We start from the raw sequence: 20,535 nt of genomic DNA, 5'->3' as shown, positions 1-20,535 counted from the left end.
TACACCGCCATGAACAGAAATCAAACAGTAGATAATAAAAATAATCCAAAGCAAAATGGTTCCGATCATCAAAAACCGATGATCGGAACCATTTTTCAGTAATTTAGGCTAGTTATGTCTCAGCCTCTTTTGTCATATTATCCTTTGTCTAGTAATTTCGTAAATGCTCCTCAAAACAACACCTTGAAGCCACAGACTTATAATTTAAATTTCTGTACAAGCCCATTCAATTCTTCTGCTAGGTTAGCAAGCTGGGATGATCCTGCAGCAATTTCATCCATCGAACTGCTTGATTGCTCCGAGGTTGCTGCGGCTTCTTCAACTCCTGCAGCTGCTTCTTCTGAAACAGAAGCAATCTCTTCGATTGAAGCATTCATCTCCTGACTGCTTGCGACTACTGCAGACAAGTTTTCTGCTGTTGCTTGAATATTTTCAGCCATATCCGTTACAGAAGCGCTGATTTTATGGAATGTTTCTCCTGTTGACTTAATTTGCGCTGTTCCAGCTTCAACCTCTTGATATCCCGTCATTAACGCATTTGCAACATCGCTGGATTCGCGTTGTATGTTCGTTGCAAAACCGGTGATATCAGAAACCGACTCTGATACTTGCTCAGCCAGCTTTCTCACCTCATCAGCTACAACGGCAAATCCTTTTCCTGATTCTCCTGCTCTTGCCGCTTCAATCGCAGCATTTAAAGCAAGTAAATTTGTCTGGCTGGCAATATCTTGAATCACTTCGACAAGCTTTGTGATTTCCTGCGATTGTTTATCCAACGTTTCCATCTTTGTAACCGCTTCTTGGACAATGGCATCGATTTTCACCATTTGAGAATCCGAGGATGCCATCAATTGCATGCCCTCCTCTGTCATGTCTATTATATCGAGGGAAACAGTTCGAATTTGTTCTCCTTGTTGATTCGTTTCTTGGACACTAGAAGCAAAACTTCCCATCGCACTTGCAAGCTCACTTGCGCTATTTGCTTGTTTTTCAGTACCTTCAGCAATTTCCTGCATAGTAATTGCAATTTGCTCGGAGCCAGTTCTTACCTCCTGCGATGATTGTGTCATTTCTTCGCTCTTTGCCGAAACATTTTCTGATGCTTCAGCTACCTTTGATAAAGTAGCATGCAAATTGTCACGCATGGTTTGCATTGCACGTGTTAATTGTCCAACTTCATCTTCTTGCTGATTATCTTTAATCGCTATTCGTAAATTGCCTTTCGATAACTCTAGCATAAGCTCTGAGATTCTCCGTATCGGATTCGCTATCGTTCTGCTGAAGCGAATTGATACAAATAGAGCGATAATAATAAAGCCGACAACCATGATTACACTAATCCAGGAAAGCTGACTGTTTGTTGCACCAATTGTAGATATATCTTGTGAGATGCCAATGACACCAATTATTTCATTTCCTGTTGGACTAAGCATTGGTAAATAGGAATCCAATGTTTCCTCATTATGGTGTGAAACCTTTTGACCATTCATCACATTAGCTAGAATAGAAGCATCGCTCATCGTTCTTTCAATATTTTCTTCTTCAGAGGATTCCACAATTGTACCTTCCGTATTATACAAATTAATGGTAACGCCCTTTAGTTTTTCTTGTAATGCTTCTAGAAAATGATCATCGACACCCATCTGCAACGTTCCGATAATTTCCTGCTGATAAGAGATCGGAACAAAGGCTCTTACCGAAAGTCCAGATGTCCCAAATTCAAAACCAGAAATAGACTCGCCATCCAACGCATATTGAATTGCTTCCAAATTACTTTTGTCATCCCCATACTGAGTCGGTTCATGACCCCTTAGAAATACAATTCCATCTGTATCGCCATACTCAATTTTGTCAATCCCATGCTCTGAAAACAGTCGTGAATAAATGTCATTTACAAGATCTACTAATGTTTCACGGTCTCGTTGATGATAAGCTTGTACGAACTCCAAATCTTGTGAATAGATTTCCGTTATTTTTTGGAGCTCTTCTGCAATGTTATCAAATTCTGATTGAATAATATGCTCCATCGTTTGCTGCTGGTCATCAATCAAATCATTGAACCCACTGTTCGTTGTTATCCAGATGACCGTTATGGTTATCCACATCGGTACAATCGTTAATACCAAAAATATCGTTAATAGTTTCTTTTTTAAACTGTCCATCCTTAAAAACTTTCTCATTCAATGCTCCCTCTCAACCTCTTTTAGAATATTGCACCCATTATAGTATCGGTAAACAAACAAATAATTGAAGCGGAATGGTTGTTTTAATTCATTTCATGAGAATGTAAGGAAAAACATATAATTAGAAACAGTAAAAACCAAAAAGGCTATGACCATTTTATTTTGGTCACAGCCTCTTTTTTTACATCCCATTTCGATTCATATAAAAAAATTGAATCAAAGCCCTAGCTATTATTTCGTCTTTGTTGATTAATTCGAACCAGACGCTCTAATTTATCAAGCTCATAAAATAACTCAATAATACTATTCGCAATTGGAAAAACGTACGTCCACTTTTCAAAGTCAGATCCTTGCAGGGCATCAATGATATTGTTAATGGTAACCTGCATTGCTACTTTCGTTTCTTTTTGCAAATCCTTATCCAAAATAACCTTATCTTCATACATTAATAAAACATTTTCGCTGTAAGCATTAATTTCAATAACCAACTTTTTGATTAAGTGAAATTTAGCACTCGATATATTTTCGATATTTTTAAAATTATTCTCCAGGTGCTGAATCAATGTATGTTTTTTTCGTAAAACTTTAATCATATGCTTATAAAGAATAATTGTTCGCAAGAAATCCGGACGCTTCTTAATGAACAAGCTATTTCGTTCATCGGAAATAATTTCATAATAATCTCGTGTACGCTGGATCATCTTCTCTAATTCTTTATCTTCATCCTTCATTTGCGGAACACTCATTGTTTGATTCGGAATAACCCGGAGAAGGAAATTCGTTTTCTCACTTGCATTTTTTATCATCGAAAACAAGATTTTCTGATGGTCTGGTGGATATACAAGCACATTAACGATAAATGCGGATAGTACACCAATTGCAACAAGTGATAAACGTTCAATAATGTAAATGAAGTTAATTCCAGCGTCACTGACTAGCATAATTGTTACAATAGTCAGCACTGTTAAACTAACCGTCTTATTCAAACCGAGCCGTATGTTAATCGCAATGGAAATAATAACAACTGCGGCAACAGAGATTGGATGATTACCAAGCAATACCAATCCAGCTAAAGCAAACGCCACTCCCACGCTGTTTGAAATAACTACTTCTTTAATATACTTGAACGAACGCATGATAGATGGCTGCATCGCTAGTACAGCCGCAATTGCTGCTACAAGCTCCAACTCTAATCCAATTAAACCGGTAACGAGTAATGTCAAAGCCACCGCAAGGCCGGTTTTTACCATACGGGGCCCAATATTAAATTCCATTCTTTGCACCTCTCTAGCAGTAGTATACCCTTTTCATCTATAACTGTCACTATTAGGTTTTCGGCAATTTTTTTACAATTTTATTACGAAAGATTGTTATGAAAATTAATTGCTTACAAGCCTTTTATCATTAGTAGCGAATATTCGCGACTTCAGTTGTGTAGATGAATCAACTTCTCGTAACATCAGTTATGAGAGGTTCGAGCAAACGGTATAATCTTACTTATGCAAACAGGAATGACTTTATACGAAGTACTTAATTTAACCAGCTTCCTTCGTTTGTTCCGATTTATTCGATTGTTCGATGCTTCGCTTTCCCCACCATGTTGCTAAAATAGGACCAGAAATATTGTGCCATACACTAAAAATTGCACTTGGTACTGCAGCGATTGGTGCAAAATGCGTCAGTGCCAATGCGGCGCCAAGTCCTGAATTTTGCATTCCAACTTCGATTGAAACAGCTTTCTGATCTTTAAAATTTAACTTAAACAACTTCGCAATAACATAGCCCACAAGGAGACCCAAACAATTATGCAAGACTACAACAGCAAATATTAACAGTCCTGTCTCAGCAATCGAGCCTTTGTTTACCGCGACAACAGCAGCAGCCACTGCAACAATACCAATAACTGAAACTAATGGCAAAACTGAGACACTTTTATCTACTTGTTTACTAAATAAAAGACGAACGATTACTCCTAGCACAATCGGCAATAATACGACCTGTACAATCGACATAAACATATCACCAAACGATACTGGAAGCCATTGACTTGCAAGTAAAAATGTAAGTGAGGGTGTCATAATCGGTGCAAGCAAAGTTGAAACAGAAGTAACTGTAACCGATAATGCCGTATTACCTTTCGCCATAAATGTCATAACATTCGATGCTGTTCCCCCAGGACAACATCCAACAAGAATGACACCAACTGCAACCTCTGGCGGCAATTGGAAAAGATGTGCTAAACCAAATGCTAATAACGGCATAATGGTATATTGTGCCACCACTCCAATAAGTACACTTTTCGGTTGTTTAAAAATGCCTTTAAAATCATTTACGGATAATGTTAATCCCATCCCGAACATGATAATTCCTAAGAGGAGTGGGATACGTGGAGCAATCCACGCAAAGCCAGCAGGATATAAATAACTAAATATTGCGAAAATAATGACCCAAAGTGCGAATGTACTTGTTGCAAAATTACTGATTTTTCCTAATGTCTTCATCTAGCTGTTCCTCCTGCGTTCCTAATTATGTATTGAACGTTTTTCGTGTAAATGATTCGTTAAATGAAGATTCTATCATAATTCTATATAGAAAGATAGCTATTTTCTGTTAATTTAAAATAAAGCGTATTCATTTTAATTTAACAATGGACGGCTTGCCAACTATACATTGCATTCAATTTTAATAAGGAAAAACCTGCAAGAGAACGCTGCTCCTACAGGTCTGGTTTTTTTAATTAGATACCAATTGAAAAATACTTCACTTCTAAATATTCTTCCATACCATGGTGACCACCTTCGCGACCGAGTCCGCTTTCCTTGAATCCCCCAAACGGAGCTTGTACAGTAGAAGGCATGCCATCGTTAATTCCAACAATTCCATATTCCAGCTTTTCTCCTATACGGACTGCTTTTGATATACTTTCTGTGAATAGGTAAGCAGCTAGCCCATATGGCGTGTTGTTAGCGCGATCAATCACTTCCGATTCTGTCGTAAATGTTGATATCGGTGCCAACGGTCCGAATGTTTCCTCATTCATACACAGCATCTCTTCGGTTACCCCTTTCAGTACAGTTGGTTCAACAAAATAGCCATCTGATTCCTGATAGGATTCCCCTCCGTGAATAAGTTCAGCACCTTGATCAAGCGCATCCTTTAAATGTTGATTAACTTTTTCATATGCATCTTTGTCAATTAATGGGCCAATATCTACCCCTTCATCCATGCCATTGCCAACCTTTAGCTGGCTAACTTTTTGCTTAAATTTATCCGTAAATGCATCTACAACGTCCTCATGCACATAAATTCGGTTACTGCAAACACAGGTTTGCCCTGCATTTCGGAATTTCGAACGTACTGCCCCTTCTGCCGCTTTATCAAGATCCGCATCATTCATGACAATTAGTGGTGCATGTCCACCTAATTCCAAGGATATCTTTTTCACCGTGTCAGCCGATTTACGCATCAGAACCTTTCCAACCTCGGTAGATCCCGTAAACGAAACCTTGCGTACACGTGTATCCTCCATCCAAGCGTCACTAATTTCACCTGAATCTCCAGGTAGAATTTCTAGAACCCCCTCTGGTATCCCAGCTTTTTGCGCTAAATTCCCAAGTTTTATTGCTGTTAGCGGGGTTGCACTCGCAGGCTTCACAACCGCTGTGCAGCCTGCAGCCAGAGCGGGGGCTACTTTTCTAGTAATCATTGCCGCAGGGAAATTCCATGGTGTAATGGCAGCAATTACTCCTACTGGCTGCTTATGTACCATGATCCGTTTATTACGGGCCGAAGCTGGGATTGTTTCCCCATAAACGCGTTTTCCTTCCTCAGCATACCAAGAAATGAAGTTATTGGCATACGTAACTTCACCCTTTGCTTCTTCAAGTGGTTTTCCTTGCTCCAGCGTCATTGTCTTCGCAATATCTTCCACTTCTTCCTGAATCAAGTGATGCCATTTCATTAACAGCTCACTACGCTCTTCTGCCGTTCTCTCCGACCACTCCTGGAATGCTTTATAAGCACGGTCTACTGCTGCAGTTGCTTCTTCCTTACCAGCACGTGGGATGGATTCAATCTTTTCACCGTTCGCAGGATTAACAACATCAATCATTGCTTTTGTTTCTGACATCTTGCATTCCTCCTACATATTATTTGTCCTCTATTCCATACTATTACCTACTTTTAAATCTATGAAACATTTTAGTAGAAATCAAGTATCCTTTTGATGGACATATGTAAAACGAGCCCTGCCAATAGCAAGACTCGTTCGTTCATAATCATTCCTATTTTTCTCTTTTAATAATTTCAAGTGTTTCATTGAATTCATGCTCTACCGCTTCATTTCGCTTATATGTCAGTAGACTGACAACGACCGCAACTAGTAAACATAATAAAAAGCCTGGTACAATTTCATATAGGTATTTGGAAAGTTTGGAAGTTCCCCAAACAAATACGGTAACCGCACCAACAATCATACCCCACATCGCACCGATTCCTGTAATTTTTCTCCAATATAGTGTTAGTAGAATAATTGGTCCAAAGGAAGCCCCAAAGCCTGCCCAGGCAAAGGATACAAGATCAAGAATCGTATCGTTTTGCTGCCAAGCAAAAATCATGGCAATGGCCGAAACAAATAATACAGCCAACCTTCCAAGATTCACAAGCTGCTTATCACTTGCATCTGATTTAAATACAGCCTTATAAATATCTTCAACCAATGCCGAGGAGGTTACGATTAATTGCGAGGACACCGTACTCATAATCGCTGCCAATACAGCTGCAAGCATGATTCCGGCAATAAACGGATGGAAAATAATTTGACCTAATTGGATAAAAACTGCTTCATGGTTTGTTAATGTAATATCAGGATTTTGCTGAAAATATGCAACACCCACTAGAGCAGTAGCTGCTGCACCAACTAAAGAAAGAAACATCCAGCCAATTCCGATTCTCCTTGCTTTTTTCGTTTCCTTTACCGATTGAATCGCCATAAATCTTACAATAATATGCGGCTGTCCAAAATAACCTAATCCCCACGCTAAGGAGGAGATGACTCCTGTAGCTGTTGCTGTTGCAAAGAAGCTAAGCAGTGTTGGATCAAATTCTTGAATTGTACTTATCGTATCGCCAATCCCACCAGTTAGAAAAACACCGAAAATCGGGACAAGGACAAGTGCAAGAAACATCATCGTCCCTTGTACCACATCCGTAAAGCTAACCGCAAGGAAGCCACCAATAAATGTATAGACAATGGTTACACCTGCAACAACAAGTAGACCCGTATGATAGTTATAACCAAATGAGCTTTCAAAGAAAACTCCACCTGCTACCATCCCTGACGAAACGTAAAATGTAAAATAAACTAAAATTATGATACCAGATACGATTCGTAATACTTTTGAGTTATCTTTCAACCTATTATCAAAAAAGCTCGGAATGGTAATTGAATTATTTGATACTTGTGTATAAACGCGAAGTCGTGGTGCAACAAAAATCCAGTTTAACCAAGCACCAAGAAGCAGCCCAATTGCTATCCAACCTTCTACAAGCCCTGAAAGATAAATAGCACCAGGAAGTCCCATCAATAGCCATTGTGACATATCTGAAGCTCCAGCACTAAGTGCCGACACCGTCGCATTTAGATTTCTTCCTCCAAGCATGTAATCATCTAAGTTCGTTGTTCGCTTGTATGCATACAAGCCAATGGCTATCATTGCAATTAAATAAAGGATAATTGCAAGTAGCTGATATGTATAATCTGACATGTAATTCCCCCTTTGATTGAGCATTTTTCAATTTTAAAATTTTTATAACGCGGTTTAACTGAATTAGTTTTTTAGAATTATCGCATAAAAACGTGGATAAAACCAATTTTTAATAAAAAAACATAGAGTTAAATTGGTATGCAAGTAAAAAATTTTGCTCGTACTTGCATCAAATCTTTCTGCTATACTAGCTTTTTATTTCGCTTCTTTCTCCATAATACAAACAACGAGAAAGCTGCTGCCCCAGTAATAATTGGTGATTTTTTCAGTTTATTTTCTTTCGTATAAAAGACATCCTTCATTACGAGATTCAGATTTTGCGGTCGCTCTGCTAAGCGGCGCATGAAATAGCCGAACCAATCCGTCCCAAAAGGAATATATGTGCAAAATTTATAGCCTTCTTGCCTCAGCTCACTATGCATTTCTGTACGAAATCCATAAAGCATTTGAAACTCAAACTTATCCTTACGTATATTATTCTCCTTTACAAACGCTTTCATTTCATTGATGATTCGATGGTCATGCGTAGCAATTGAAGTAAAAGCATCACCTAGTAAGCGCCCCTTCGCAAGCTTAATAAAATTGGCATCAATATCTTCCTTTGATTGAAAAGCTACCGCTTCGCTTTCTTTGTATGCACCTTTCACCATACGAATGCGAACATCCTGAAGCTGTTTTAGATCGTCCTCTGCTCGATATAAATACGTCTGTATTACGGTTCCGATATTATCAAATTTTTGTCGTAATACTTCTAGAATCTCGAGTGTCTTTTCATAATGTATATATTTTTCCATATCGATATTGATAAAGATATTATAGGATCCAGCTTTCTCCAAAATCTCAACCATGTTCTTTATGCAGTATTCCCGATCAATATCAAGACCGATCTGGGTTAATTTCAAGGAAACATGACAATCTAAATTTTCTTCGTGAATTTTATCTAACACACTTAAAATTTCAGCTTTAGCAAAAGCCGCTTCTTCTATCTCATACACGAATTCCCCTAAATTATCTAATGTACAGGATATTCCATGAGCATTTATTTCTTTTACTGTCTCTACTACACTATCAATATCGATTCCTGCAACAAACTTTTCTGCCCCAAGCCGAAATCCCCATTTTTTTGCATTTGCATTTAAAATTTTATTGTTTGATAAACTAATAAAAAAATCTCTTGTTAGATTTCCCATAGCTGCCGCTCCTTTAAAAGTTACTTGTTCTAAGTTAAGCTCTAGCCTGAACGTTAATTTTGCGGCAAGCCTTTCACCTGCCGCAAAACCATCCATTAAAATGTTTCTGATACAATTTTAGCTTCTAGAAAATGCTGCAAGTAATCTGGTCCACCTGCTTTGGAATCAGTGCCTGACATCTTAAAACCGCCAAATGGCTGGTATCCAACAATGGCAGCTGTACAGCCACGATTGAAATAAAGATTTCCAACATGGAAATCATAACGTGCTCGGTTTAAATGCTCACGGTTATTTGAAATAACTGCACCAGTTAAGCCATATTCTGTGTTGTTCGCGATTTCCAGCATTTCATCAAAATCTTGAGCTTTGGCAAAGGCTACAACCGGTCCGAAAATTTCCTCCTGCATGATTCTAGCGCTTGGATCTACATCTTTGAAAATCGTTGGATGAATAAAGAAACCAGTGGAGTCATCGGTTTTGCCACCATACGCAAGCTCGCCCTCTGCTTTTCCAATTTCAATGTAATCTTTAATTTTATCAAACTGCTTTTGATTCACGACGGCACCCATATAGACATTTTCTTCAGTTGGGTTTCCAACCGACAGCTTCTTCGTAAGAGCAATCGATTTTTCAAGTACTTCATCATACACATCTTGGTGAATTACAGCTCTCGAGCAAGCAGAACATTTCTGTCCAGAGAAACCAAATGCAGAGTTAACAATCGCATCCGCAGCCAAATCTAAATCCGCATCTTTATCCACAATAATTGTGTCTTTTCCACCCATCTCAGCAATGACACGCTTTAGAAATTGTTGTCCTTCCTGTACTTTGGCGGCACGTTCATAAATTCTTGTTCCAGTTGCACGAGATCCAGTAAAGTTAATAAAATGTGTTTCTTTATGGTCTACAAGGTAGTCACCAATTTCTGCTGGATCTCCTGGTACAAAGTTCAATACTCCTCTTGGCAAACCAGCTTCCTCTAACACTTCGACTAGTTTATAAGCAATAACTGGCGTGTTTTCCGATGGCTTTAACAGCACTGGATTTCCAGCTACAATCGGTGCTGCCACGGTCCCGCATACAATCGCAAAAGCAAAGTTCCATGGTGGGATAACAACACCAGGTCCCATTGGTTGGTAAAAATACGCGTTATGCTCATTTGGACGATCTGCTAACGGCTTTCCTTTTCCTAGCTCAATCATTTGACGACCATAATATTCTAAGAAGTCGATTCCTTCAGCAGTATCTCCATCAGCCTGATCCCAGGGCTTTCCAGCATCGAGTACTAGCCATGCGGAGAATTCATGCTTGCGTCTGCGTACAATTGCTGCTGCTCGGAATAATAGATCGGCTCGCTCCTGTACTGACCAGGTTTTCCAAGTTTTAAAGGCACGCTGTGCACTCTCCATAGCCTGCTCAACATGATTCTTCGTTGCTTTTGACACTTTCCCGATAATTTGTTCTTTATTGCCAGGGTTTATTGAAACAAGCTTGTCTTCTGTAAATATTTTCTCTCCATCAATTACGAGTGGATATTCTTTTCCTAACTCACCCTTAACCTGCTCAAGTGCTTCTTGAAACTGTTGTCGATTTTGATCATCTTTAAAATCTGTAAATGGCTCGTGTTTAAATGGCAAAACCATTGAATATACCTCCTTAAAATTAATAAGAATTCAGCTAGAATAATAGTTTTATTTCCTGCCTCATCAATGAACAAGCAAATTTCATGCCAACTTTTTATTTTTTTTACCATTTCAACGAAAACGCTTACAGTGATAAGGTTTTTTTTATTGTTTATGTTGAAACATGTATAAAAATGGCCAGGCATCGTTGTACACTCTGTTTACATAAGTGTAAAAAATATATACAATATTCTTTACACTAGAAATTGTATGGAGTGATTTGATGGCTCATGAAAAGTTCTACCTTAATACAATTCTTTCTTTAGAAGATGATGCAATTACAATTATTGATACCGATCAACAAGTTCATTTTTGGAATGCTGCTGCTGTTCAAACGTATAATATTGAACAATCCGCTATCCTTCACCAACCAATTACCAACTTTTTTCACAGTGATGATTTAATTGTGTTACAGGTGCTTGCATCACAGGAACCAGTTAAAAACACGTATCATCAGCCGCGTAAAGATAAGCATGTCGTAATAAACGCTGCTCCAATATATAATGAAAAGCAGGAGTTAGTGGGCGCTGCGTCCATTGAAAGAGATATCACGCAAATTGTAAAGTTAAATAACAATTTGGAAACAACAGCTGCAGAGCTAAATGAACTTAGGCAGAGAGTGAATATGAACCATGAGGAAACACCATTTTCAAAATTAAAAGGAAGGAGCTTTTCCCTTCAACAGACGATTCAAATTGCTAGAAAAGCTGCAAAAACAAATGCCACAACACTCATTCTTGGCGAAAGTGGAACCGGAAAAGAAATATGCGCAAGAGCCATTCACGAAGCAAGCGATCGAAAGAGTGGACCCTTTGTTCCAGTGAACTGTGGAGCTATCCCAAGTGCATTATTTGAAAGTGAGCTATTAGGCTATGAAGGTGGATCATTTACAGGTGCAGAGAAGAATGGAAAAGCAGGAAAAATTGAAATGGCACATGGTGGGACTTTGTTTCTCGATGAGGTTGGAGAGCTCCCATTAGAAATGCAAGTTAAGCTGCTTCGGGTGCTTCAGGAAAACCGGATTTATCGAATTGGCGATTCTACTGGCAGGAAAGTAGATGTACGATTTGTCGCAGCAACAAATCAAAATCTAGGAGTGCTTATGGAAGAAAAGGAATTCAGATCAGATTTATTTTACCGATTAAACGTCATTCAACTGACCATGCCCCCGCTCCGAGAGCGGATTGATGATATCCCTGAGCTGACGCAATTATTTCTTAAACAATTCGCTATCCAGCATCAAGTTCCGACCCCAGAAATTGAACAGGACGCAATTCACATTTTACTCGAATACGACTGGCCAGGAAATGTTCGTGAACTTCGAAACTTTATGGAACGCATTATAATTCTTTCTGAAAAACCATTTATTACAAAACAGGATATATTAGATTACTTTCCTAATCCTACAATTCAACAAAACCGTAAAGAATTAGTGACGAGCCATTTACTGCCGCAAGAAAAAGCAGCGATGGAAAGGCAACGTATTGAAGAAATGCTGAGGCAAACGAATGGAAACAAAGCGCTTACCGCGAAGAAATTGGGTATATCCCGTATGACACTGTATAATAAAATAAAAAAATATGGGATTTAAAGGATTAGTTATCTATAAAACAGACTTCATTTTATCGTGTAAATTACAAAAATGCCACAGCGTGTTTATTCACTCATTGTGGCATTTTCTTTATTCCGGCGTATTATTTCTCAATATCGAATTTCTCTTCCGTTCACTGTTAACCAGTCTTCCCACTATTATCCAAATACGTTCAATAGCATCGCAATGCTCATTTTCCAATCTATTTGATAACTTTTATTAAATGTTCGATTCCCATAGGTTTCATTTTTTATTTTTTCCATTCGGTCATACGCAATACTTTTATAAATAGCAATGTCCATTTGCACGATTGCTTCCTCCCTTATTGTTGATTCTATTTCATCATACAACTGGGAAGACTTCTGGTCGTCGGCTCAGGGCCTGAAATTCGGTAACAATTATTTCCTACCGTAGCTTCAGAACCTCTACATCTTAGGTCTGAAAATATGTTCTATATAACCTGGCAGAGGAAGCTTCTTACGGTAGAGTAAAATCATTTGTTTAGGGTCTCAATTATACGAGAGCCACCTCATTTAATTTAGTTAACATCCCTGTTACCTCCTTTCTTAAAAATCAATTGCTACATACTTATTAACGCATGGATAGGGCTGTACAAACAAGTGAAAAAATAATTATAATCGTTTTATACAACTCTTCAACCGGCGCTAAATTATTTGAACCCGAAAAAGCGTGAAGCTCCATTTAGCAGCTTCACGCTTTTATAACATATATGATAAGCACTCAATCATGATTATTCCGCACTTTATAAATGATTTTTCGAATGCTGTCAATTGACAAATGAAACTTCCGTTCTAATTCTTCCAATGTTTTTCCATTATTGTATAATTGGAAAATTTCTTCATTCCGTTTTGCGATTAACGCTCGCGATCCACTCACTTCTCCCCAGCCTGCCCGCTCACTTTTTGCTTTTGGGATATAAATCAAGTCACCCTGAATATATTTCTGCATTTCTTTCAGCAAACTAGGGGGAAGGACCTCTTTTGCATTTTTGTATTGCACGATTTACGTCCTCCTTGTTAACCTGTACATCTATATCAAAATCGAATTGTATGATGCTCATCTCACACCTACTCCTTTCCTTGAATTTTATTTATAATGACATACTACTCTACTGAAAAGTATAAACGATCTTTCCAATTATGGAAAGATGCTAATTTTCTGAATGAAAACTCCAAATAAATGGGGCCGCACGACACGGCCCCAGGTAGAGATTCCCGCTATGCGGAAATCACCTCTGCATTTGTAATCAATATAATCAGCCTCCTTTCACAAGAGTCTATCGGTCCGACATCTTAATTAACGCATACCTACCCTACTGCTCTCAAGAGAAAGAATAATTATAATTGTTTTATCCTTGCCTGCATTTGCAAACTAAGATTATTTCATCATTGTCAACTAATTATAATTTAGGTTGACAATAAAACTTCCTTCGACGTATAATCCAAATAGTAAGATAATTAACCAGCCAAATAAGCCTTCTAAAAATTTAATTTGAATAAGGAGCTTTGTATGATGAATGAAAAAAGCAAGAGACTTAGAATTCTACTCAATTGTTCGATTTTCGCAGCAATAACAGCAATTTTAGCGCAAATCGAAATCCCACTGCCATTAATTCCGATAAGTGGACAAACTCTAGCTGTCGGAATTGCCGCTACTGTTTTAGGCAGTCGTCAGGGTGCTCTAGCAATGTTATGCTATGCAGCCATTGGCGCAGTCGGAATTCCTGTTTTTGCAGGTTTTAGTGGCGGACCACAAGTATTAGTAGGTCCATCAGGTGGTTACATTTTCGGCTTCATTGCAGCCGCCTATATCACCGGGTTAATTTTAGAAAAAACTAGGTTTACGGTTCGTATGGCCTTGATTGCCAATATTGCGGGGATGTTTGTTACACTGGTATTTGGTACAATCCAACTAAAAATTGTTTTAGATTTAGGCTGGAATGCAGCTTTAACAGCTGGAGTGTATCCATTTCTTATCGTCGGTTTCATCAAAGCATATCTAGCAAGCTTGATTGGTATCATTGTACGACAACGATTAATTCAAGCGAAGCTGATTAATGGTACGCAAAGAGAGATTGCTTCTTAAATGGATGTCGAGGGACGCCAATGTTCGTCCCTCCTTCGCTTTACAGATCTCCAATTAGACTTTTAGCGAGATAAACATTTATTAATAGACAATTATTTTCATTCCTCACAAGCTCAGTAGTCCAATTTCCTGAAATCATTTCTTCAAGCTGCTTCGCCTGCTCCTCACTTATTCTCAACTGACAAAAACCATCATCTTTTAACTCATAATCACGATCTTCGAGTTTATCAAATTTCAGTTGCAATAAATTTTTCAGACCATTGAATGTAACAAATTTTATGGAATACCCTTCAATTAAAATCTTTTGAAACTCCGCTGTCCCTAGCCTTTCTTCAAGCTGAATCAATTCATTAAAATCAAAGCTTGCATGATAAGTACGAAAGCCTTCCATATCTTTTCTTTCTACCTGTTGCATAATTTCCTGATTAGACACACCGTTTTTTCGGAGTGTTTCAATTATGTAAGCATCCATTAACGAAATCTTGTTCACCATTTCCATTACCTCCTGTATGTATTTCTGCTTTTCCTTTATTGATTACAAAGTAAGACTCCCAACTCATTATACCTTTTCACCCATTTTATCAAAAATTTATTGACAGTATAAATTCCACCTGTTATGGTTATACACATAAGTATATAACCATAATAGAAGATAACCAAAAAGGAGGGTAGCCAATGAAACGTAATTTTGATGAAGATAAACCAATTTATATACAAGTACGAGAACAAATTGAAGATCAGATTATCAATCAGCAGTTGAAAGCGAATGACCAGGCACCTTCTACAAATCAGCTCGTTCATTACTATAAAATCAACCATGCGACAGTTTCTAAAGGAATAAACCAGCTTGTAGACGAAGAAATACTATTTAAGAAAAGAGGTATCGGTATGTTTGTAGCTGAAGGAGCAAGAGACAAACTGCTTGAAAAACGACGTAAATCATTTATGGAGGACTATATCGTCACACTTGTTCAAGAAGCCAATAAATTAGAAATTACGACAGAGGACATCCTCACCTATATTAAAAAAGTGAAAGGAAGTGGAAAGTAATGCATATTAAAGCTACCAATCTGCAGCTTGCATATGGACGTGACCCGGTACTCCATGACATGAATTTTGAGATACACGAACCAAAAATCTATGGACTGCTTGGAAGAAATGGTGCAGGTAAAACATCGCTCCTATCCATTATTGGATCATTCCGCGAAGCTACTTCTGGCGATTTACGAATTAATGGTGTCGCCCCATTTGAAAATGCTCAGATTATGCAAGATGTAACATTTATGTACAATAAGGATTTTACTGGTGAAACAGATTCCCCATCAACTATCGTCAAATATCTTGGGCGCTACCGTCCACATTTTGATTTAGAATACGCGATGAAACTAATAAGAAAATTCAAATTAGAAGGTAATAAATCAGTAGCCAAACTATCAAAAGGTAAGCAATCTGCATTTAATGTCGTTGTTGGATTAGCGAACAGGTCACCAATTACGATATTTGATGAAGTATATCTTGGAATGGATGCACCAGCTCGCGATTTATTTTATAAAGAACTATTAAAGGATCAAGAATTGCATCCACGAATTATCATTCTGTCTACCCATCTTGTCTCAGAAATGGATTATTTATTTGATGAGGTAATGATTATTCATGAAGGAAGAATACTTCTCCAAGAACCCTACGATGCAATCGTTTCTCGTGGTGTAACTGTAGTCGGAGGCAAGGATGCTGTGGCCAGATTTGCTGCAAACAAAGAAATACTTAACGAGGAGCAATTAGGAGACACAAAATCTGTAACGATTTACGGTGAAATGAATGAAGCCGATCGATTAGCTGCTTCAGAATTAGGGCTTACAATTGGTCCCGTATCACTCCAAGATCTATTTATCCAGCTTACAAAGGAGGATGATGAACATGAATAGACCTAGTCTTTTCCCTAAAGTTTCCTTGGATTTATTTTGGGTACAGCTTACTTGGACGTTTTGGGCACTCGGTATTCACCTCATCATTAATATCGGTAAAATTTTCTTAAGCGAACACCTAGATACATTCTACAGTGCCAGCTATGTAGCAGGTAATATTTATATGTTCGTCATCGGTATTATTGCCATAAATTTTCTGCCCTATTATGTAGAACATGGTATAACACGTAAAGATTATTTCCTTGGAAATGTGATTGCAAGTTTTGGCTTATCTATCGTTATTCCGATTCTCACCTATCTGATTAGCTTGGTAGAAAAATTAATTGTTACTAATTTTTCTCAGATTGCATTAGCAGACCGTACGTTAGAGGATATTGTTATCGATATTGACGGTAATATTATTGGTGAGGTTCTTTTATCGTTCCTACTAACACCATTTATTAGTCCGGAATCTAATATTTTTCTATCACTTGGCTTATTCAGCCTACATCTATTCGTATTTTATCTTGTTGGCTGGCTGATTAGTGCTGCATTTTATCGCATAAACGTTCTTTTCGGTATATTATTTATTGCTGTGGCAATTGCAATCATCGCAGTTAAGGACTCCATGATACGATTAGTGCTAGATATACCGCTATTCGAAAACTTCTCAGCATTAGATATTGTTCCAAATGGCTTGGCATGGCCGATCGTATTCGTTACAATACTTATAACAATTATACTTATTCGTCTGTTAACGAAACGTGCTGCATTAAAAATATAGAGTGAAACTTCATTCAGTGGGGATTCTCTTCCTCCCTACTGAATGTTAGGACTGTATAGAAAATCCACAGGTCCTTGAACATAATATTAACAGGACTATCCCCCAACCTATCATGTTTTGGTTCTCTTCTGCTTAGAGGTGGGGAATTACAGCCCGTTAATACGTGATAAATATAAAAAAGGCCGATGCTTTCAACAGCAGCGGCCTTTTTACTTCAAAATACTTAGGCAGGATCTTTCCTCACTTTCTTCCTTAGCCAAGGCTGTGATTTCCAACGTCTAAAGGCAAATATTCCACGTACCCATTCATCTACACCTTGAGCTAGCCAGACTCCCAAAAGTCCTAGTCCAAGAGAAATCCCAAACACATAACTTAGGACTACCGCAAGTCCCCACATAGAAATGATCCCTATAATTACAGGGAACCGAACATCCCCTACTGATTTTAATGAACCCATCAAGACCATATTCACCGCACGACCTGGTTCTATAAATACGATTGCCCATAATACTGGAAGTGCAACAGCAATAATCATTGGATCCTCTGTAAATAACCCAAGAAGACTTTCCCCAGTAAATGCAATAATAAAGGAAATAACTACTGAAACGAAAAAGGCAATCCGAAGTGTTTTTAACCCTCGCTTTAATGTTCTTTTATACTGTTTTGCCCCTATATAACGAGCAACTAATATTTGTGTCCCTTGTGAAATTGCCATGGTAAACATGAAACAGAACATTGAAATATTTAAAATATACACCCTAGCTGCTAAAGCTGCATCCCCAACTATTGCTACAAAGCTCGTTATCACGACTTGCGACAGTTGATAAGATAACTGTTCTCCCGCAGACGGAATTCCAATACCCATTAAATTTTTTGTGTTCGTCTTGTCGATCTTTAAAATATCATTGATTCTGTATCGAATCGCAAGGCGTTTATAAACGAAAAATAATAGCGCAAATACTAAAAATAACCTTGCAACAATTATTGAAATGGAGACTCCAACAACTCCTGTCACCGGAATTCCAAACAAACCATTAATCGCTATGAGGAAACCGATGATGCTAATCACATTCATCACGATCGTTACAAACATTGTCTCTCTCGTATGTCCATAACTGCGTAAAACTGCACTTAAAGCCAAAGCGACTGCTTCAAGACAAAGAGATAAGCCAGTAACAACTAAATAAGTATGCGCGTAACCATAGACTTCCCCACTTAGCCCATAAAAGTTTAGAAAGATCCCTCCAAATATAGCAACAATAATCGTCATACCAATACCAATCCAAAAGTTAAGTCCGAAAGCGGATCTTGCAATGGTACGAGCCTCTTTAATCTGGTTAGCACCTAAATTCTGACCGATTAGAATGGTTGCTCCAATCGCTGTTACGTTAAATACCAAAATAAATATGTTCATTATCTGGTTTGCAACACCAACACCCGCAACAGCATTATCAGAGTATCCACTCAAGATTAATGTAGCAATAATACCCACGCTCATATGAAGAGATATTTCAATAAACAGTGGCCATGTAAGGTTAAACAGCGACTGGTCCTGGTACTTATTTTTTTCAACACTCAATTTTGCTCATTTCTCCTTCACGCTAAATTTCAGTCATTAGAAAACTTGGCATTTGTTAAAGGAATTCTTAAGATAGTGTTCTTTGCTTTCTTAGAAGCCTCTATACATCGGAGTGCAAGCCTTTAAGCCAATGCCTTAATTGCACTTATGCAGATTGAAAATTTTATATTTTTCTATCTGCCAACATAATTTTCAACCAATTTAATAATGATAGTGCACATTAACTAGAAATCTCCCTCTGTAATGTGAAACGCTTTGCTGCGGGGTATTAGCACATTAATGCTAAATGTATTCCAAAACCCATAAAAGAATGCAGTATTTGCATTAAAAAAGACCGTCTGAGAAATCGCAAAATCGCGACCTTCCAAGACAGCCTCATCTGCTATAAATTTGTTTCACTAGTATATTTCCCTAGGAAGAAGTGAATATTATCTCAAAATGTACTATTAGAATATTCTAACATAAAATTAAGCTAATTTCAATTTTTTATGATAACGTGTTTGTATATAATCTAGAAGTTTCTAGTATACTGAATTCCTACTTCCTTACATACAAACGCTTATTATCTTCTACTCCACTTAGGCAAATTGCAGCAGTATCCTTTGTAATATCAAGCTCTAATGTCGAACCATCAACTGGTAGGGTCTCCTCAAATAGTTTTTCATATTCGGGAACAGTTACTTCCATTCTTGAATCAAATAAATGTTTATGATCATTGATGTGAAGATGCTCACGATAATCGGACTGTAGAATCCCAGTAAAAAATTCTCCAACAGCGCCTGAACCATAGCTGTATAAACCAACCCTTGATCCGGCTTCTAATCCCTCGTTAAGTTCAAGAAGCGATAACAAGCTTAAGTATAAAGATCCCGTGTAGATGTTTCCAACGTTTCGATTATATTGCGTACTTACTTGATAATTCGCAACCAATCTTTCGTTGTCTTCCTCTGTACCTTCATCTAAAATCGTACGTAACGCCTTTAATCCCATCTTTGTATATGGCAAGTGGTAACAAATTGCCTCAAAATCTTTCAATTCAAGACCTGATTTTTCTTTATACTGCTCCCAAACCTTCGAAAAGAAGTATATGTATTGCTCATTGGAAAACTTTCCATCAACAAACGCTTTGTCAGAGTAAATCGGTCTCCAGAAATCCATAATGTCATTTGTAAAATAAGCACTATGCTCTTCAAGGACCATGATTCTTGGATTTGCACTAATTACCATCGCAACTGCTCCTGCACCTTGTGTGGATTCACCGGGGGTATTTAGACCGTACCTCGCGATATCAGAACCTATTACCAATACCTTGCTTTCCGGATTTAATGCAATATGCCCTTTTGCCAATTGAATTCCAGCAGTTGCACCGTAGCATGCCTGCTTCATTTCAACAGTACGTGCATGGGGATTTAACCCAAGTAAATTATGTACATAGACCCCTGCGGACTTCGAGTTATCAATACCTGATTCGGTACCAAAAATAACAAAATCAATTTTCTCTTTATCTGCCTCGTTTAAAATCCCAAGTGCAGCATTCGCAGCCAATGTAACCGGGTCTTGTGTAATTGGCGGAATCGCCATTTTTTCCTGTCCAATTCCAACGGTGAACTTTTCCGGCTCTATGTCTCTTGCAACAGCTAATTTGTTCATATCTACATATAAATGCGGTGTATAAAAACCAATCTTATCAATCCCTATATTCAATGCCCTGCTCCTTTACAACTACCAAAATTTTATACTGTACTGCTTCG

17 protein-coding genes are annotated in these 20,535 nt (G+C 38.0%); 5 read left to right on the top strand and 12 right to left on the bottom strand.

What is annotated here, in order from left to right:
- Positions 1-197: 197 nt before the first annotated feature.
- The 7 genes from D1B32_RS24350 to pruA all read right to left on the bottom strand — a co-directional run bounded on the left by D1B32_RS24350 (position 198) and on the right by pruA (position 10,781).
- Entirely contained in the window at positions 198-2,180 is a 1,983-nt protein-coding gene (locus D1B32_RS24350; protein ID WP_240033856.1) for a methyl-accepting chemotaxis protein, read from the bottom strand.
- Positions 2,181-2,407: 227 nt separating this feature from the next.
- Positions 2,408-3,457, bottom strand: coding sequence for an FUSC family protein (locus D1B32_RS20215; RefSeq protein WP_095307415.1), 1,050 nt, complete (start codon positions 3,455-3,457; stop codon positions 2,408-2,410).
- A 261-nt stretch (positions 3,458-3,718) separates the two neighbouring features.
- Positions 3,719-4,684, bottom strand: a complete 966-nt coding sequence (locus tag D1B32_RS20210) for a bile acid:sodium symporter family protein (protein WP_095307416.1) — start codon at positions 4,682-4,684, stop codon at positions 3,719-3,721.
- A 236-nt stretch (positions 4,685-4,920) separates the two neighbouring features.
- Positions 4,921-6,312, bottom strand: coding sequence for an NAD-dependent succinate-semialdehyde dehydrogenase (locus tag D1B32_RS20205; RefSeq protein WP_118890292.1), 1,392 nt, complete (start codon positions 6,310-6,312; stop codon positions 4,921-4,923).
- Positions 6,313-6,466: 154 nt separating this feature from the next.
- On the bottom strand, positions 6,467-7,948 hold the full coding sequence (gene putP / locus D1B32_RS20200) for a sodium/proline symporter PutP (protein WP_095307418.1): 1,482 nt from the start codon (positions 7,946-7,948) through the stop codon (positions 6,467-6,469).
- Between the two features lie 182 nt (positions 7,949-8,130).
- The gene (locus D1B32_RS20195; protein WP_118890293.1) at positions 8,131-9,138 is read right to left on the bottom strand and encodes a proline dehydrogenase family protein; all 1,008 of its coding nucleotides are present in this window, start codon (positions 9,136-9,138) and stop codon (positions 8,131-8,133) included.
- Between the two features lie 95 nt (positions 9,139-9,233).
- Positions 9,234-10,781, bottom strand: coding sequence for an L-glutamate gamma-semialdehyde dehydrogenase (gene pruA, locus D1B32_RS20190; RefSeq protein WP_095307419.1), 1,548 nt, complete (start codon positions 10,779-10,781; stop codon positions 9,234-9,236).
- A 262-nt stretch (positions 10,782-11,043) separates the two neighbouring features.
- Between pruA and D1B32_RS20185 the strand changes: the two genes are divergently transcribed.
- Positions 11,044-12,411, top strand: a complete 1,368-nt coding sequence (locus D1B32_RS20185; RefSeq protein WP_095307421.1) for a sigma-54 interaction domain-containing protein — start codon at positions 11,044-11,046, stop codon at positions 12,409-12,411.
- Between the two features lie 158 nt (positions 12,412-12,569).
- Here D1B32_RS20185 and D1B32_RS23900 read toward each other — a convergent pair whose 3' ends face one another.
- Positions 12,570-12,719: a hypothetical protein gene (locus D1B32_RS23900; RefSeq protein WP_158586301.1), complete on the bottom strand. Its 150-nt coding sequence runs from the start codon at positions 12,717-12,719 to the stop codon at positions 12,570-12,572.
- A gap of 433 nt (positions 12,720-13,152) precedes the next feature.
- Positions 13,153-13,431: a CD3324 family protein gene (locus D1B32_RS20180; protein WP_095307422.1), complete on the bottom strand. Its 279-nt coding sequence runs from the start codon at positions 13,429-13,431 to the stop codon at positions 13,153-13,155.
- A 513-nt stretch (positions 13,432-13,944) separates the two neighbouring features.
- Between D1B32_RS20180 and D1B32_RS20175 the strand changes: the two genes are divergently transcribed.
- Entirely contained in the window at positions 13,945-14,517 is a 573-nt protein-coding gene (locus D1B32_RS20175) for a biotin transporter BioY (protein WP_095307424.1), read from the top strand.
- 40 nt (positions 14,518-14,557) lie between these two features.
- On the opposite strand, the gene D1B32_RS20170 is transcribed toward D1B32_RS20175, so the two are convergent.
- A complete protein-coding gene (locus tag D1B32_RS20170) occupies positions 14,558-15,010 on the bottom strand; it encodes a hypothetical protein (RefSeq protein ID WP_095307426.1) in 453 nt (150 codons plus the stop codon).
- 182 nt (positions 15,011-15,192) lie between these two features.
- On the opposite strand from D1B32_RS20170, the gene D1B32_RS20165 reads away from it, so the two are divergent.
- From D1B32_RS20165 to D1B32_RS20155, 3 genes are read left to right on the top strand one after another with little or no spacing between them, the layout of a single operon-like run.
- A complete protein-coding gene (locus tag D1B32_RS20165) occupies positions 15,193-15,567 on the top strand; it encodes a GntR family transcriptional regulator (RefSeq protein WP_095307428.1) in 375 nt (124 codons plus the stop codon).
- A complete protein-coding gene (locus tag D1B32_RS20160; protein WP_095307431.1) occupies positions 15,567-16,442 on the top strand; it encodes an ATP-binding cassette domain-containing protein in 876 nt (291 codons plus the stop codon). The genes D1B32_RS20165 and D1B32_RS20160 overlap by 1 nt, the downstream gene beginning before the upstream one ends.
- Complete coding sequence (locus D1B32_RS20155; protein WP_095307432.1) at positions 16,435-17,205, top strand: hypothetical protein; 771 nt, start codon at positions 16,435-16,437, stop codon at positions 17,203-17,205. Before D1B32_RS20160 ends, D1B32_RS20155 begins: the two co-directional genes overlap by 8 nt.
- A 223-nt stretch (positions 17,206-17,428) precedes the next feature.
- On the opposite strand, the gene D1B32_RS20150 is transcribed toward D1B32_RS20155, so the two are convergent.
- A complete protein-coding gene (locus D1B32_RS20150) occupies positions 17,429-18,784 on the bottom strand; it encodes an MATE family efflux transporter (RefSeq protein ID WP_095307434.1) in 1,356 nt (451 codons plus the stop codon).
- A 537-nt stretch (positions 18,785-19,321) separates the two neighbouring features.
- Positions 19,322-20,488, bottom strand: coding sequence for a hydroxymethylglutaryl-CoA synthase (locus D1B32_RS20145; protein ID WP_095307435.1), 1,167 nt, complete (start codon positions 20,486-20,488; stop codon positions 19,322-19,324).
- Positions 20,489-20,535: the final 47 nt, after the last annotated feature.

The organism is Oceanobacillus profundus (assembly GCF_003515705.1).
In the GTDB taxonomy this organism is placed as follows: domain Bacteria; phylum Bacillota; class Bacilli; order Bacillales; family Amphibacillaceae; genus Oceanobacillus; species Oceanobacillus profundus.
This window is presented reverse-complemented; position numbering and strand designations above follow the sequence as displayed.